Below are 15094 nucleotides of genomic sequence, written 5' to 3'. Positions count from 1 at the left end.
TGAGGACGGCGGTGAGCGCTCATGCGGTGGCCTCGCGAAGCGCGGGCCTCGGGACCGCTCGGGTCACCTGGCCGCCCGCGGCCGGGAGGGCGAGCTCGGCCGAGACCGGGCGAGCCGCCGCGCCGCGGCCGTGGACTCGGACGGTCACCTGGCGCGAACCGAGGTGGCCGTAACCGTCCGACGGGCCTGTCCAGGACCCGCGACGGCACGACAGCTCGACGTCCGCGCCTGGCCAGGCTCCGGCCGAGAGCAGCACCGCGCCGCGGTGGCGAGCACGGGCCGACAGCCGCCGCGCCACGGCTGGCTGCACTGTCTCGGAATGGACCGCCACCAGGTCCACGCCGTCGAGCAACGCCGCGACCACCGCCGGGAGCTCCGTGCCCGGCTGCGGGACCAACGCCAGCCGGCCGAGGTCCACGCCGTACTCGGCCGCCGCCGTGAGGCCCAGCGACGGCATGCCGATCACCGCCGCCCAGGCTCCCCGCGCGGTGGCCTCGGCGAGCAGCACGAGCAGCAGCGATGTCCCCCCGTGGACCGCCACCGTGCTCCCGCGCCGGAGGCCGGCGCCGGGCAGCAGCCCGGCCAGCGCCGGGACGACCGGGAGCACCCTTCCCGTCGCCCTGGCCCGCTCGGCCTGGGCCGCCACCCGGCTCGCCGTGCTGACCCCGGGCAGGGCCGCCAGCCGGGCCACCGGCGGCTCCACCACAGCAGTCACCGCACGCACCTCCCCACCACGGACTAGGGCCGGCGGTCGAGCCTCTCCCAAAGAACGCGACCGACGGCGCTGGTTCGCCGCGGGGAAGGCGGCGGTTCCATGTCGAACACCTGTTCGACATGGACAAGTCAACCGTGAACCGTCCAGGGTGTCAAGTCACCCGGTAGTGGGGTATGCAGCCTGGAAGGCCAGCCGCTCGTCGGCACCCGCGGCGATCCGTTCGAGCTCGTCGTCGAGGGCCAGGAAGGTCTCCCACCGCGACCCGCCGAGCCGCTCGGTGACCCGCTCCTCCAGCGCCGGCACCCGCTTTCCCTTCCACACCTTGTCCGCCAAGGTGACGAGCAGGTCTTCGAGGGTGGCGCCGGGAACGTCCCACGAACCATGCGTCCGCGCGAAGCGCGCCGAAGCCTCCTCGATTCCCTGCGAGAGCAGCAACGAATACCCGGCGAGCTCGTGCGCCGACCCCGGTCCGGACAGCTCCGCGGGGTGCCGGACCTTCCCGATGTCGTGCGTGGCCGCGCCGAACAGCACGGCAGGTACGTCGAAGTCCACCCGCGGCCGCGCCCAGCCGGTCAGCGTGACGGCGACGTCGTGCACCACCCGCAGGTGCGCACCCCGCCGCGGCGGCGCCGCCAGCGCTTCCAGCACCGTCCGGGCCCGAGGCGGCAGCGGGGCGAACCCCGGGGCGTCGAGAGCGTCGCGCAGGAGCATCCCGCCACCATAATGAAGTTGCCCGCGCCGGAGCCGATCATTAGACAGACGGCGTGGAGCTCACCGACGCCGGCCCCGAAGACGGCCCGGAACTGCTGGTCCTGCAGCGCTGCTGCTGGGTCCAGGAGGCCGTTCTCAACGCCACCCTCGACATCCCCGCCCTGCACGAAACCCTCGAAGACGTGCGTGACTGGACGAAGACCTGGTCGGTGTGGGTGCTGCGGCAGGACCACCGCCTGATCGGCGCCGTGCGCGCCCGCCTGGACGGGGACCTCTGGGAACTCGGCAGGCTGATGGTCGCACCGGACCTCGCCGGCCGCGGGCTGGGCCGCCGCCTGCTCGCCCACGCCGAAGCGCAGGCGCCCGCCGAAGCCCGCCGGTTCGGCCTGTTCACCGGGCCACGCAGCGCCCGCAACATCGCCCTGTACCAGCGGGCCGGCTACCGGCTCACCGACCCGCCCGCCGCCGGCGGCCACATCGCCGGCGCGGTGTACCTCGAGAAGGACGTCACGCTGCGCGAAAAACCCGGCCCGGCCGCCTGACGCTGCGACGTCGGCTAGATTGCCGGTGAACTTGGGGGGTGGCGATGACCGAACCGCGGAGACGGCCGGTCCTGTGGATCGCCGGCGCGCTCGTCGCGGCGGCAGCGGTGGCCGCCGTCGTGCTGACCGCCGGTGGCGCGGTGCCCGGTGCCACGGCCGCGGCACCGCCGCCGACGACCATCGGTGCCGAGTGGCGCTCGTTCCGCGCCGACGTCACCGGCATCCGGCCCGGCACGAACGACCACAGCCTGTTCGTGCAGGTCGCGCTGCCCGGCAAGGACCCCGGCTGCGTCCGGGAGCCCCGGATCGAGCAGCTCGTGGAGGCGAAGACCGACATCCGCGCCGACGTCGTCTACTCGACGCGGCCCGCTGCAGGCGGCTGCCAGGACAAGGTGCCCGCGGAGCTGCGGCTGACAACATCCGGCCCGATCGCGGACCGGACGGTGATCCTCAACGCCGACACCGGCAGCGCCTGGCACAAGCTCGGCGCGGGCTGGGGACACTGCGATCGCCAGGGCACCTGCGCCGCACCCGCCGACCACTGCGACCCCGCGTGGATCGGCGCGGCGGTGTCCGCCGCCGGCGCCGAAAGCCCGGGCACCACCCGCGCCTGCGACCCGGGCTGGCTGGTCCTCGACCTGCTGGCGCGCCAGACCGAGCCGCCGTCCCGCACCGCTTTCCGCTGGGGCGACGCGGGCTGGACGGCGTTCGCGCAGGTCCGGTCCGCCGGCTGCGCGGAAATCCTGGCGGCCGAACGGAAGTTCCCGGCCGCGCTCTGCAAGGCGCTGCCCGCACCCGGGTGAGGGCGGGGTCCTAGCGGGACAGCCTCTTGACGATCTCCGCGCCGACCGCCTGCACGGTGGCGTCGGATTCCTCCTGGGGCATCGGCGACTTCGAGAAGAACCCCTTGTCCCAGCCGGTCACCTCGAGGAAGACGACGGTCGTGCCCTTCAGGACGTGCAGTTCGGCGCCGCTGAACGCGCTGTCGCCGGCCAGCCGGACCAGCACCGCCTTGTCGCCGATGCCCCGCACGTCCGTCGGGGTGATCTCCGGCCTGGTCGGCAGGAAGTCGCCGTTCGCCCTCTCCCGCGCGGTCTCCCCGGAGTACCGCGTGATCTGGACGTGCAGGGTGGCGTCGCGGACGTTCTCGTCCGGCCCCGGCTTCCAGCTGCAGCCGACCTGCTTCAGGTTGGGCAGGTCCTGGCTGCCGTTTCCGCCCAGGACGAAACTCGGGAAGCCCGCCTTCGCCAGCACCTCGGCCGGCACCTGGCACTCGGCGGGCACCGGCGACGACGACGGTGCCGCGCCGGTGCTCGCGAAGTAGTCGCCCGCGAAGATGCCCAGCGGGATGCCCGCACCGAGCAGTACGACGACGGCGCCGATGCTCCCGAAGATCAGCCCGGTCCGCTTCTTCTTCGGCGGCGGCGCCGGTGCGCCGTGCCCGGCAGGCGGATACCCCGGAGGCGGATACCCGGGCTGCTGCGGATACCCCGGCTGCTGGGGATATCCCGGTTGCGGCGGGTAGCCCGGCTGCGGCGGGTACCCGGGCTGCGGCGGGTACCCGGGCTGCTGCGGGTACCCGGGCTGCTGCGAGCCCGGGTACCCCTGCTGACCTTGGCCGTACTGCGGCGGTTGCTGCATCGAGCCCTCCCTCTCGAAGCGCGGGTCAGTGACATCCGGAGCTTCGCCCCGGGACCGGGGGCTCCGCCACCCGGAGCCCCCGAAAGCGGTTAGTGCGCGAAGTGGCGCGTCCCCGTCAGGTACATGGTGACGCCCGCCTTTTCCGCGGCCGCGATGACCTCGGGGTCGTGGACCGAGCCGCCGGGCTGCACGATCGCGCGGACACCCGCTTCGGCCAGCACCTCCAGGCCGTCCGGGAACGGGAAGAACGCGTCCGACGCACCGACCGAGCCCTTGGCGCGGTCACCCGCCCTGGCCACCGCGAGCCGCGACGAGTCGACCCGGTTGACCTGGCCCATGCCGACGCCGACGGTCGCGCCCCCGGCGGCCAGCAGGATCGCGTTCGACTTGACCGCGCGCAGCGAGCGCCACGCGAACTCGAGGTCGCGCAGGGTCTGCTCGTCGGCCGGGGCGCCGGTGGCCAGCTTCCAGTTGGCGGGGTCGTCGCCGGAAGCGTCGATCGCGTCGACGGACTGCAGGAGGACGCCACCGGAGATCGGGCGGAACTCGATCGACGACGCCGGGGTGGCCGGCAGCTTCAGCAGCCGGATGTTCTTCTTGCGCTGCAGGATTTCCAGGGCTTCGGCGTCGAAGTCCGGGGCCAGCACGACCTCGGTGAAGACCTCGGCGATCTGCTCGGCCGCCTCGCGGCTGACCGGCCGGTTCGTCGCGATGACGCCGCCGTAGGCCGAAACCGGGTCGCACGCGTGCGCCTTGCGGTGCGCTTCGGCGACATCGACGCCGACCGCGAGGCCGCACGGGTTGGCGTGCTTGATGATCGCGACGGCGGGTTCGGCGAAGTCGAACGCGGCCCGGCGCGCGGCGTCGGTGTCGACGTAGTTGTTGTAGGACATGGCCTTGCCGTGCAGCTGTTCGGCGTGGGCCAGCCCGGGCCGGTCGCTCTTGTACAGCGCGGCCTTCTGGTGCGGGTTCTCGCCGTAGCGCAGCACGTCGGCGCGTTCCCAGGTGGCGCCGAGGAAGTCCGGGAAGCCGGCGTCGACAGTGTTCTCGTCGGGGGCGTACGCGCTGGCGAACCACGAAGCGACGGCGGTGTCGTACGCCGCGGTGTGCGCGTACGCCTGGGCGGCGAGGCGCTTGCGGTCTTCGAACTCGAAGCCGCCGTCGGAGACGCGCTCGAGCACCCAGCCGTAGCGGGCCGGGTCGACGACGACCGCGACACTGCCGTGGTTCTTCGCCGCCGCGCGGACCATCGCCGGGCCGCCGATGTCGATGTTCTCGACGCAGTCCTCGGGGCTCGCGCCGGAGGCGACCGTCTGCGCGAACGGGTACAGGTTCACGACGAGCAGGTCGAACGCCGCGATGTCCAGCTTGCGCAACTGCTCGACGTGGCCGGGGTTGCCCTGGTCGGCCAGCAGCCCGGCGTGCACGTTCGGGTGCAGCGTCTTCACCCGGCCGTCCAGCGACTCCGGGAACCCGGTGACCTGCTCGACCGGCGTGACCGGGACACCGGCGTCGGCGATGGCCTTCGCCGTGCCGCCGGTGGAGACGATCTCGACGCCGGCCGCGTGCAGGCCGGTCGCGAGGTCCAGCAGGCCCGCCTTGTCCGAGACGCCGATCAGCGCCCGGCGGACCGGACGCCGTCCCAGGTCAGTGCTCACGAAATGTCACCTTTCGTCCGTCCACGGTGCAGCCACCGCGGCCGAGTCGCTCGATCGTTTCCACCAGCAGCCTGCGTTCGACGGCCTTGATCCGTTCGTGCAGGACGTTTTCGTCGTCGTCGCTCTCCACGACGACCGCCTCCTGGGCGATGATCGGCCCGGTGTCGACCCCCGCGTCCGCGAAGTGCACGGTCGAGCCCGTGACCTTGACGCCGGCCGCGAGGGCGTCGCGGACCGCGTGCATGCCCGGGAAGGACGGGAGCAGGGCGGGGTGCGTGTTGATCACCGTGAACCGGCCGAGGAACTGCTCGCCGAGGATCTTCATGAACCCGGCGGAGACGACCAGGTCCGGCCGGTACGCCGCGACGGCCTCGGTCAGCGCCTTGTCCCACGCGGCGCGGTCCGGGTGGTCGGCGACGCGGACGGTGAACGACGGGATGCTGAGGCGCTCGGCGCGGGTGAGGGCTTCGACGCCGGTGCGGTCGGCGCCGACCGCGACGACCTTGGCCGGGAAGCCGGACCGCCCGGTGGCGTCCAGCACCGCCTGCAGGAGGGTGCCGGAGCCCGACGCGAGCACCACGAGCTTCACCGGAGTGGGCAGCTCCAACCGTTGAGACAGAGCGGGCTCCTTGCCGCGGGCGGTGCGCCGCCGGGCGCACGGCGCTTCACCAGGTCACGTCAACCCTAACGGTCGCCCTCGGCCGCCTCGACGTCGCCGCAGGTCTCGGTGCCTCCGGTCACAGCTTCGCCGGGTTCCGGGGCTTCTTCGGCCGGTTCTTCCAGGCCGAGTTCGGCGTCGGCCTCGGCTTCGAACTCCGCGTCCTCGGCGGCCGTTTGCTCGTCCTCTTCGGACGCTTCCGGCTCTTCGGACGCTTCAGCCGCTTCGAATTCCGCGACGGCTTCGGATGCTTTTTCGGCGTCGACGTCTTCGGCGTCCTCGAAGGCCTCGTTGTCTTCGAGCGCTTCGGGCGGCGGCGCGGGCGGCTCGTGCTCGCCGGCGAAGAACGCGACGAACGAACCCGGGATGACGATCCAGCAGAAGGCGACGATCGAAGCGACGCCGACGGGGATGCTCACCGGGTCGAACGGGCCGTCGCCGAGGCGGCCGCCGGCCAGCGTGCCCAGCACGACACAGCCCAGCGCGACGACGGCGCCGGCCGCCGCGACCGCGCGGATGCGCTGCGCCGGATCGGCGTCGGCCTTGCGCAGCGACCAGCCGGCCAGCGCACCGGCCGCCGCGGGCAGCACCAGCAGCGCCGGCCACCACGCCGCGTGGTGTTCGGGCAGGCCGCCGAGCAGCGGGACGGCAGGCACGGCGCCACCGCGGTAGCCGAACATGCCCACACTGAGTGGTCCGATCGAGAACCCGGGCCCGGTGACGAAGGACAGCGCGGCCGTCACGGCGTTCGGCAGGTACAGCAGGGAGAGCAGGAACAACCCGAAGCTGGTGCCGAACCCGGGCTCGTAGCTGTCGGACACCGTCGCCCACGACAGCCCGGTCGCGACGGTGAACACGGCGGCGCCGCAGGCCACCAGGACCGCCAGGCTCAGCGCGCCGGCCCGCAGCCCGCGCAGGGCGAGCGCGTCCAGGCGTTCCGCGACCACGTCCGGCAGCCCGCACGACCGGATGATGCCCACGCCCGAGGCCGCCGCGGCGAGCAGGCCGGGCCCGGCGAAGGCGGCCACCGGGTTCGCCGTCACCGGCGAACCCTGCGCGCAGAGCGCGATGACGAGCCCCAGCACCGCGTGCGCCCCGGCGATCGCGATCAGCACCGGCCGTGCCTCGCGGAACGACCGGCACCCGAGGCGGCGGGCGGCGCCGGACGCCGTCCGCGCGGCCAGGACGACCACACCCAGCGTCGGCAGCAGCGGCAGCATCCCGAGTGGGTGACCGCCGAGGCCGAGGCGCACCTGGTGCGCGGCGAGCCAGCCGGGCCCGGCGGCCAGCAGCACCCCGGTGGCGGAGAAGGCGGTGCGGCCGGCGGTGAGGGCGACCAGGGCCAGCACGGTCGCCACGGCGGTGTAGCCGGTGACCAGCGGGCCGAGGGCGGCGGCGAGCAGCACGCGCACCCGGGCGCCCCCGGGGAGTCCGGCCTCCGGCCGGAGGCCGCCCACCTCTTCACCCGGCGGGTGGGGGTCGTCGGTGAGCACGTCCATGATCAGCACCCTGACATCCGGGCTGGTCCGTCCGGGTGAGCCACGCCGCCGCCGGACGGGGTTGCTCACCCGGTCGGGTCCCCCCGGACGCGAAACACCCGCTGTGACGCGGTGCGTCACAGCGGGTGTTCGGATGGGGGGTGGTTCAGTTCGTCTTGCCGAAGCCACCGGGCGGCGTGCCCGGGTGCTCCGGCGGCGGCTGCTGCTGGAAGAACTGGCCCTGCTGCGGGGCGTAGGTCGTGGCCTGCTGCCCCGGCGGCGGGGAGGTCGACGGCGGGTTCGGCGAGCCGTACTGGCCCGGCTGCGAGAAAGGCGCCTGCTGCTCACCGCCGGCGGCACCCGGCCCCGGCCCGTGGCCCGGCTGGCCGAACTGCTGACCGGGCTGGCCGTACTGCTGCTGCTGGCCCGGCTGACCCGGCTGGCCGTACTGGCCGCCGTAGGACGGCGCTGCGGCCTTCGGCGCCGGCGGCTTGACGATGCCCTGCTCGATCAGCAGCGCACCCACCGCGACGAGCATCTGCAGGATCCCGAGGATCAGGATGACGGTGACGATGCCGGGCGTGGTCTGCATCCCGACCAGCGCGTCCAGGACCTCGAGCGCGCCGAGAACGCTGAGCAGCGCCGCGAACGGCAGCGTCTTCGGGCCCTTCGGCAGCGCGTGCATCGCGGCGAGCAGGCCACCGGCCAGCAGGAGCGTCCCGCCGAGGCCGACTTCGCCGTTGTCGGAGAAGCCGAGGAAGTACTGCACGAGGCCGAGGCCGGCGACGACCAGGGCGAGCAGCAGCGGCAGGTTCTGCGTCAGGCCCGCCGCACCGGACGGCGCCTGGTGCGAGTGCGGCGGTTGCTGCGCCGGGAAACCACTGGACGGCGGTCCGGGGGGCTGCTGGCCGCCACCCTGCTGGGGGTAGCCAGGCCCGCCGCTGGGGAAGGTCATCGGATGCACTCCTGTCGGTTCGACCGGCACTCCGGGCGCGCGGGCGCCCGGGAAAGACGAGGCGGCTTGTGTGCGCAGAACGCTAGCGCACTCGACGGCCGCCAGCCCACCAGACGCGTGAATACCTCGCGGGGTTTCGTGCCGGAACGAGGAAAGGCCGGGCACCTGTGCGGTGCCCGGCCTTCACCAGGAGGTGCGCCCGGATTTTCCCCGGGAGTCCGGAGGGCTGGCCCCCGGCCCCCGGAGGCGGCCTCCGGGGGACACGGCGTCAACCTCAGCCGAGGTTGTTGTACAGCTCACGCGCCAGGACGGCGGTCTCGCTCGGGGTCTTGCCGACCTTGACGCCGGCGGCCTCGAGGGCCTCCTTCTTCGCGGCGGCCGTGCCGGAGGAGCCCGACACGATGGCGCCCGCGTGGCCCATGGTCTTGCCCTCGGGCGCGGTGAAGCCCGCGACGTAACCGACGACCGGCTTCGTCACGTTCTCCTTGATGTACGCCGCGGCGCGCTCTTCGGCGTCGCCGCCGATCTCGCCGATCATCACGATGACCTTGGTCTCGGGGTCCGCCTCGAACGCCTCGAGGGCGTCGATGTGCGTGGTGCCGATGATCGGGTCACCGCCGATGCCGACCGCGGTCGAGAAGCCGATGTCCCGCAGCTCGTACATCATCTGGTAGGTCAGCGTGCCGGACTTCGACACGAGGCCGATCTGGCCCGGGCCGGAGATGTCGGCCGGGATGATGCCGGCGTTCGACTTGCCGGGGCTGATCACGCCGGGGCAGTTCGGCCCGATGATCCGGGTCGTGCCGCCCTTCGCGACCGCGTGCGCCCAGAAGTAGGCCGAGTCGTGCACCGGGATGCCTTCGGTGATGACGACGGCCAGCGGGATCTCGGCGTCGATCGCCTCGACGACCGCGTCCTTCGCGAACTTCGGCGGCACGAAGATGACCGACACGTCGGCGCCGGTCTCCTTGATCGCCTCTTCGACGGTGCCGAAGACCTTGAGGTCCTTGCCCTCGATGGTGACGGTCTGGCCGGCCTTGCGGGCGTTGACGCCGCCCACGATGTTCGTGCCCGACTTCAGCATCTTGGTGGCGTGCTTCATGCCCTCGGAGCCGGTGAGCCCCTGGACGATGACCTTGCTGTTCTCGTTGAGGAAGATCGACATCTCACGCACCTGCCGCGGCGAGCTCGGCAGCCTTGTCGGCCGCGTTGTCCATTGTGTCCACCACGGTGACCAGCGGGTGGTTCGCGTCGGCCAGGATCTGCCGGCCTTCGACGACGTTGTTGCCATCCAGGCGGACGACCAGCGGCTTGGCGGCCTCGTCGCCCAGGATCTTCAGGGCCTCGACGATGCCGTTCGCCACCGCGTCGCAGGCGGTGATGCCGCCGAAGACGTTGACGAAGACGCTCTTCACGTCGGTGTCGTTGAGGATGACGTCCAGCCCGGCCGCCATGACCTCGGCCGACGCGCCGCCGCCGATGTCGAGGAAGTTCGCCGGCTTCACGCCGCCGTGCTTCTCGCCCGCGTACGCCACGACGTCCAAAGTGGACATGACGAGGCCCGCGCCGTTGCCGATGATGCCGACCTGGCCGTCGAGCTTGACGTAGTTGAGGTTCTTGGCCTTGGCCTTCGCCTCGAGCGGGTTCTCCGCGTCCTTGTCCACCAGGGCCTCGTGGCCCGGCTGGCGGAAGTCCGCGTTCTCGTCGAGGGTGACCTTGCCGTCGAGGGCGATGATCTTGTCCTGCGGGTCGCGGACCAGCGGGTTGACCTCGACCAGGGTGGCGTCCTCGGAGACGAAGGTCTCCCAGAGCTTCACGACGACGTCGGCGGCCTCGTCGATGATGTCGGCCGGGAAGTTGCCGGCCTTCAGGATCTCGAGCGCCTTCGCCTTGTCGACACCGGTGATCGAGTCGACCGGGATCTTGGCGAGCGCCTCGGGGCGCTCGACGGCGAGCTGCTCGATCTCCATGCCGCCTTCGGACGACGCCATCGCCAGGAAGGTCCGGTTGGACCGGTCCAGCAGGAAGGAGAAGTAGTACTCGGACGAGATGTCCGAGGCTTCGGCCACGAGCACGCGACGCGTGATGTGGCCCTTGATGTCGAGGCCGAGGATGGCTTCCGCCTTCTCCTTCGCCTCGTCCGGCGTCTGGGCCAGCTTGACGCCGCCCGCCTTCCCGCGGCCGCCGACCTTCACCTGCGCCTTGACGACGACCTGGGTGCCGATCTGCTCCGCGGCGGCTTTGGCTTCTTCGGGGGTGCTAGCCACCGAGCCCGGCAGAACCGGTACTCCGTGGGCGGCGAAGAGATCCCTCGCCTGGTACTCGTAGAGGTCCACTACTCCAGTCTCCTGACGACACGCCACTGCAGGTGGTCCGCGACCGGACCGCGCTGTCGGACCAGTCGAGGTTAGCGACCTGCGCAGACGCGGGGGACTCCGCACCTGGTGAAGTCGGTCACCGTGCGCGGTCAGACGGTGCTTCACCGGTGTGAGACCGCCCACCGGCGAGCACTTTCACCACTTCTTCGGCGGTGCCGGCCGTGAAGACGCGGACGTCTCCGAGCGCGTCCCCGAGGTCGCCGGGTGGCGCGGCGCCGAGCACGCCGACCGCGTCCGGGTCCTCCTGTTCGGCAGTGCGGACGATCTGCTCGACGGTGTCCACGAGTCCGGCGTGGACGACCTCCATGCCCTCGTCACGCAGGACGCGGCCCAGCGCGACGGCGGCCGGATCGGGGTGGGTGAACTCGACGAGGAGCACCCGGGGGCGGTCACGGCGCACGACGTCCACCGGCGACCGCCATGCCGGCGGCGATCAGCAACGCGGCCGTGGCGGCGAGCGCGATCCAGAACCCGGCGGCCGGGCTCGCGCCGCCGAGCGCGCCGCCGACGAGCGGCAGCTCCGCGGCGTGCAGGGCGGTGAGCAGGGCAGCGCCGGCGAGCACGGCGGCCGCCGGTTTCGGCCGGGACCGCGTCGCGAGCGCGGCCGCGCCGACGACGACCGCGGCGGCGGTCAGCAGACCCCACGACGGGGTGTCGAAGCGGGACCAGAGACCGGCGGCGGCGTAGCCGGGGACGGCGAAGACGGGCAGCCCGAACGCGGCGATGGCCAGCACCGCACCGGCGACGGCGGGGGTGAGCACGGTGCCGGCCGGTTCGGTGGTGTCCCCGGCGTCTTCGCGTTCGACGACGCCGGTTCCGGCCGCGGCGAGCGCGGCCAGGGCGGCGAGCACGAGCGCGGCGAACGTCCAGGCGGCGCCGGCACCGAGGTCGTAGGTGAAGACCGGGGCCGCCGCGCCCCCGAACCCGGCGAGGTTGCCGGCCTGGGTGGCGGTCAGCGCAGTGTTGAGAACGGCCGTGCCGGCCAGGACGACCCCGGCCCAGACGATCCCGAGCACGGGCCGCGCGACGGCGGCCGCCTTCGGGACGAGCACCCCGGCGGCGGGGACGGCGAGCACGAGCGCGGCGGCGAGGAGGAACCAGCGGGCGGGGCTGTCGGCGGCGGCGCTGACCGGCGTGGTGGTGCCCGGGTTCAGCGCGGTGACCGCGACCTGCGGGGCGAAGGCGCCGATGAGCGCGGCGACCGCAGTGGCCAGGCCGAGCAGTCCGGTGGTGAGCCGCCACCAGTAGAGACCGGGCAGCTTCGCGCTCCCGGCAACGTCCGCTTCGGACTGTTCGGTGCGTTCGGTCAGCCGCGTCCCGGCGAGGCCGGCGACGATCGTCGTCGCGACGAGCACGAGCGCGGGTCCCCAGGTGACGTGCAGGTCGTCCCGGAAGAGGCCTGCCAGCACGGGCGGCGCGGCCACCCCGAAGGCGGCGGCGGCCAGCCCGCCGAGCGCACCGCGGGCGACGTGTTCGGCCGGCGCGGCGAGCGCGACGACGGCGGTCAGCGGCAAGGCGGCGGCCAGCAGGAGGTAGCCGCCGAGGGCGGGCCACGGTCCTTCGAACGCGGCGCGCGCGAGCAGGAAACCGTTGTCGGAGTGGACGGGAGCGGTCAGCAGCCCGGCCCCGGCGACGACGGCGAGCAGCGGGACCAGCAGCCGCCAGCGCCGCCGTTCGGGTTCTTCGTGACTCCGGAGGGCGCGCCAGGCGACCAGACCGGCGGCCCCGGTGAGCACGTGCCCGGCAACGAGCAGCCAGAACCCGCCGCCGACGCCCGAACTGCCGAGGAACCGGTCGGGCAGGTACAGCTCGGGCCGGATGGTGAGCGGGCCGTTGACGGCGAACTGCAGGTCGAGCAGCAACCGCCCGGGCGCGAGGGCGGCGAGCCCGAGGACGAGTCCCCCACCGAGCCCGGGTTTCCCGGCAACGGCGAACCAGCCGGCGGCCACGACGGGCCCGAGCGCGAGGAGAGCGAGCCACGGCCAGCTGGTGAATCCGGGACCGGCGGCGGGCGAGACGGGAACAAAGGCGGCAGCGGTGAGGGCGACGGCGCCGAGCGCGGCCAAGCCGAGCGCGACGGCCAGGGGGCGGTTTTCGGTGTCGTCGGCCCAGGGTGCGGGTTCGGTGGTTCGCGCGGCCGGGCCGGCGGCCGGCTTGGTGCGGGCGGGTTTGGGGGGACCGCCTTGCTTTTTGCCGCGGGCGCTGGGGGTGGAGTTGGGCTGCGGCTGCTCGGCGGAATCGCTGACGGCAGCGGCCCGCTTCCCGCCGCGGGGGTCGGTGGTCGACTCGGGCCGCGACTGCTCCCCGGAGCCGCTCGCGGAGGCAGACGCGGAGTCTCGCGCGCCACTGGCCGGGTCGGGCCGCGATGACTCGGCGGCCTTCTGCGCGGCTCGGGTCGCGGCGGAAGGCTCCGGCGTGGGCTCGGCGGAACCGTCCGGGGAGGCCGCGAAATCCTGCGGTGCGCCAGACGAACTCGCGGCCTGCTGACCCGGCTCTCGCGCCGCGGGTTCTTGCCGGGGGCCGGGGGTGCTTCCGGTGGGGGGCTCTGCGCGTGGGGGCATATTGCCCGCGACGCTAGCAAGTTCGGACCGGCGGGGAGCCGTCGCCGGGGCGCGAGTCGTCGAAGGCGCTTCAACCTCCTCTGGCAATTCGTTATTCCGGCCTCCAGGGCCTCGAAGACCCGCCGAGGGCCTCCGAAGCGGCTTCGAAACGCTTCGATCCCGTAAGGCACGTCACACCGAACGCCGTAAACCCCCTCTAACTTTGAGTGATTTACACAGGTGAGCGTTGCGCGGACTCCACCTGAACGGCCGATAGCGGGGGTACGTCTTGCCGACAGCGGTACCCCTTCGTTACTGTCCCGAGGTCCCCATTACAGTCAGGTCACGAAGTAGGACACCGAGCAAACCACCCCCGAGGTTGGCTCACCGGGTTCCCCCGCCCGCGGTCCTCGACCCGACTCCCCGACGATGGAAGGCCCTGTCTTGGCTTCACACCGCTCCCCCGGCGGCCAAGCTCCTTCCCCGGCATTGAAGGACGCACTGGAAGGTGCGGTCGTTCGTGTCCGGGGTGCGCACCGCATCGCCCCGCCCTCTTCGGCCCTTCGCGGCCGTGTCGTGGTTGCCGCCGTTGCGGCTGGTGCGTTCGCCGCCGCCGCCGCGGGCTCGACCCTCAAGACAGTCACCGATTCCGACACCGCCTTCACCCCCCTGGCCAGCAGCCAGGACGCCAGCGCTTCGCTGACCGCTGGAGGTGCGGGCTCCGGGGGCGCCCCGGAACTCCTGCCGACCGGCCACACCGTCGACGCCTCCGCCGAGGCCGCCAAGCTCGCCGACAGCGCCTCCGTCACGCAGGCCCGTGAGCAGCGCGAAGCCGACGCCGCCAAGAAGGCCGCCGAAGAAGCCTCTCGCCCCAAGACCTGCCTGCCCGCCCACGGCACCTTCACCTCGGGCTTCGGTGCCCGGTGGGGCGCGAGCCACCTCGGCATCGACATCGCCAACGCCATCGGCACCCCGATCTACGCCGCCTCCGACGGCACCGTGATCGAGGCCGGCCCCGCCAGCGGCTTCGGCCTCTGGGTGCGGGTGCAGCTCGACGACGGCACGATCCAGGTCTACGGCCACATGAACAGCTTCTCCGTCAAGGAGGGCCAGAAGGTCAAGTGCGGCCAGCAGATCGCCGAGATCGGCAACCGCGGCCAGAGCACCGGCCCGCACCTCCACTTCGAGGTCTGGCAGGACGGCACCAAGAAGATCGACCCGCGGCCCTGGCTCGCCGCGCGCGGCATCGTCATCTGATCCGCTCGTTCCCCACCCGGAAGCTCGCCCCCGGCGAGCAGGTACCACCAGCGCGCACGACAGCGGAAACCCGGCCGTAGAGCACCTTGCTGCTCCGGCCGGGACACCGCGGACAGCTCCGGCCCGCGAAGAGCGCGGAAAGCCCCCGCCCCGCTGAGCCGCTCGTGCGCTGGAACCGGTCACAAGATCAAGGTTCACCGCTGCGGGCCCACCACAAACACCCGAATCGGGTGAGTCTTCGGTTCCCGGCGAAGGCCGCCGCAGGGCAACGGGCGGTTCCGGAAAGCCGGCTTCGCCGCGACAGCCCGGCACCGGAAGCGCCGCAGACCGCGACGAATCCCCGCCGGCATCCGACGTCACCAGAGATCCGATCCAGGCTCCCACAGGCGCCTCAGCGGCCGCAACCGCCTACCGCTGCCCACCCGGCAACCGGCGGATGAAGTACGCCACCGCGACCTGCCACACCGTGCACAGCTCCGTTGGCCGCCGAACCGGCAGCCAGCCCCAGGGCGCAGCTCCCCCTGCGCCCCCCGCGGAGCGGACACGCGCGGCGCTCCGGGC

The 15094-nt window shown here is 72.9% G+C and carries 14 protein-coding genes; 3 read left to right on the top strand and 11 right to left on the bottom strand.

Features of this window, described 5'->3' with window-relative positions:
* Window positions 1-19 precede the first annotated feature (19 nt).
* Both AB0F15_RS18965 and AB0F15_RS18960 read right to left on the bottom strand, forming a co-directional pair.
* Window positions 20-715, bottom strand: coding sequence for a hypothetical protein (locus AB0F15_RS18965; RefSeq protein ID WP_360271516.1), 696 nt, complete (start codon window positions 713-715; stop codon window positions 20-22).
* 156 nt (window positions 716-871) lie between these two features.
* Window positions 872-1426 carry an HD domain-containing protein gene (locus tag AB0F15_RS18960; protein ID WP_360271514.1) on the bottom strand — a complete coding sequence of 185 codons (555 nt, stop codon included), beginning with the start codon at window positions 1424-1426 and terminating at the stop codon, window positions 872-874.
* Between the two features lie 53 nt (window positions 1427-1479).
* Between AB0F15_RS18960 and AB0F15_RS18955 the strand changes: the two genes are divergently transcribed.
* Together AB0F15_RS18955 and AB0F15_RS18950 are read left to right on the top strand one after the other, a co-directional pair.
* The gene (locus tag AB0F15_RS18955; RefSeq protein WP_360271512.1) at window positions 1480-1968 is read left to right on the top strand and encodes a GNAT family N-acetyltransferase; all 489 of its coding nucleotides are present in this window, start codon (window positions 1480-1482) and stop codon (window positions 1966-1968) included.
* Between the two features lie 44 nt (window positions 1969-2012).
* Window positions 2013-2771, top strand: coding sequence for a hypothetical protein (locus AB0F15_RS18950; protein WP_360271510.1), 759 nt, complete (start codon window positions 2013-2015; stop codon window positions 2769-2771).
* 10 nt (window positions 2772-2781) lie between these two features.
* Here AB0F15_RS18950 and AB0F15_RS18945 read toward each other — a convergent pair whose 3' ends face one another.
* The 9 genes from AB0F15_RS18945 to AB0F15_RS18905 all read right to left on the bottom strand — a co-directional run bounded on the left by AB0F15_RS18945 (window position 2782) and on the right by AB0F15_RS18905 (window position 13297).
* Window positions 2782-3609: a hypothetical protein gene (locus AB0F15_RS18945; protein WP_360271508.1), complete on the bottom strand. Its 828-nt coding sequence runs from the start codon at window positions 3607-3609 to the stop codon at window positions 2782-2784.
* Window positions 3610-3698: 89 nt separating this feature from the next.
* A complete protein-coding gene (purH, locus tag AB0F15_RS18940; protein WP_360271506.1) occupies window positions 3699-5267 on the bottom strand; it encodes a bifunctional phosphoribosylaminoimidazolecarboxamide formyltransferase/IMP cyclohydrolase in 1569 nt (522 codons plus the stop codon).
* A complete protein-coding gene (gene purN / locus AB0F15_RS18935; protein WP_360271504.1) occupies window positions 5257-5874 on the bottom strand; it encodes a phosphoribosylglycinamide formyltransferase in 618 nt (205 codons plus the stop codon). Before purN ends, purH begins: the two co-directional genes overlap by 11 nt.
* Window positions 5875-5951: 77 nt before the next feature.
* Window positions 5952-7433 carry a DUF6350 family protein gene (locus tag AB0F15_RS18930; RefSeq protein WP_360271502.1) on the bottom strand — a complete coding sequence of 494 codons (1482 nt, stop codon included), beginning with the start codon at window positions 7431-7433 and terminating at the stop codon, window positions 5952-5954.
* 136 nt (window positions 7434-7569) lie between these two features.
* Window positions 7570-8358, bottom strand: a complete 789-nt coding sequence (locus AB0F15_RS18925) for a DUF5336 domain-containing protein (RefSeq protein WP_360271500.1) — start codon at window positions 8356-8358, stop codon at window positions 7570-7572.
* 274 nt (window positions 8359-8632) lie between these two features.
* Window positions 8633-9523 (bottom strand): succinate--CoA ligase subunit alpha, encoded by an 891-nt coding sequence (gene sucD / locus AB0F15_RS18920; protein WP_103353387.1) that lies wholly within the window; start codon window positions 9521-9523, stop codon window positions 8633-8635.
* A gap of 1 nt (window position 9524) precedes the next feature.
* Entirely contained in the window at window positions 9525-10694 is a 1170-nt protein-coding gene (gene sucC, locus AB0F15_RS18915) for an ADP-forming succinate--CoA ligase subunit beta (RefSeq protein ID WP_360271498.1), read from the bottom strand.
* 118 nt (window positions 10695-10812) lie between these two features.
* Window positions 10813-11145, bottom strand: a complete 333-nt coding sequence (locus tag AB0F15_RS18910; protein WP_360271496.1) for a cobalamin-dependent protein — start codon at window positions 11143-11145, stop codon at window positions 10813-10815.
* Window positions 11126-13297: a hypothetical protein gene (locus AB0F15_RS18905; protein ID WP_360271494.1), complete on the bottom strand. Its 2172-nt coding sequence runs from the start codon at window positions 13295-13297 to the stop codon at window positions 11126-11128. The genes AB0F15_RS18910 and AB0F15_RS18905 overlap by 20 nt, the downstream gene beginning before the upstream one ends.
* 555 nt (window positions 13298-13852) lie before the next feature.
* Here AB0F15_RS18905 and AB0F15_RS18900 point away from each other — a divergent pair.
* Complete coding sequence (locus AB0F15_RS18900) at window positions 13853-14533, top strand: M23 family metallopeptidase (protein WP_360271492.1); 681 nt, start codon at window positions 13853-13855, stop codon at window positions 14531-14533.
* The last annotated feature ends 561 nt before the right edge of the window (window positions 14534-15094 follow it).

The sequence above is a fragment of the Amycolatopsis sp. NPDC026612 genome (genome assembly GCF_040638285.1).
Classification (GTDB): Bacteria; Actinomycetota; Actinomycetes; order Mycobacteriales; family Pseudonocardiaceae; genus Amycolatopsis.
The sequence above is the reverse complement of the archived record's forward strand: the minus strand, read 5'-3'. Positions and strand labels throughout refer to the sequence as shown.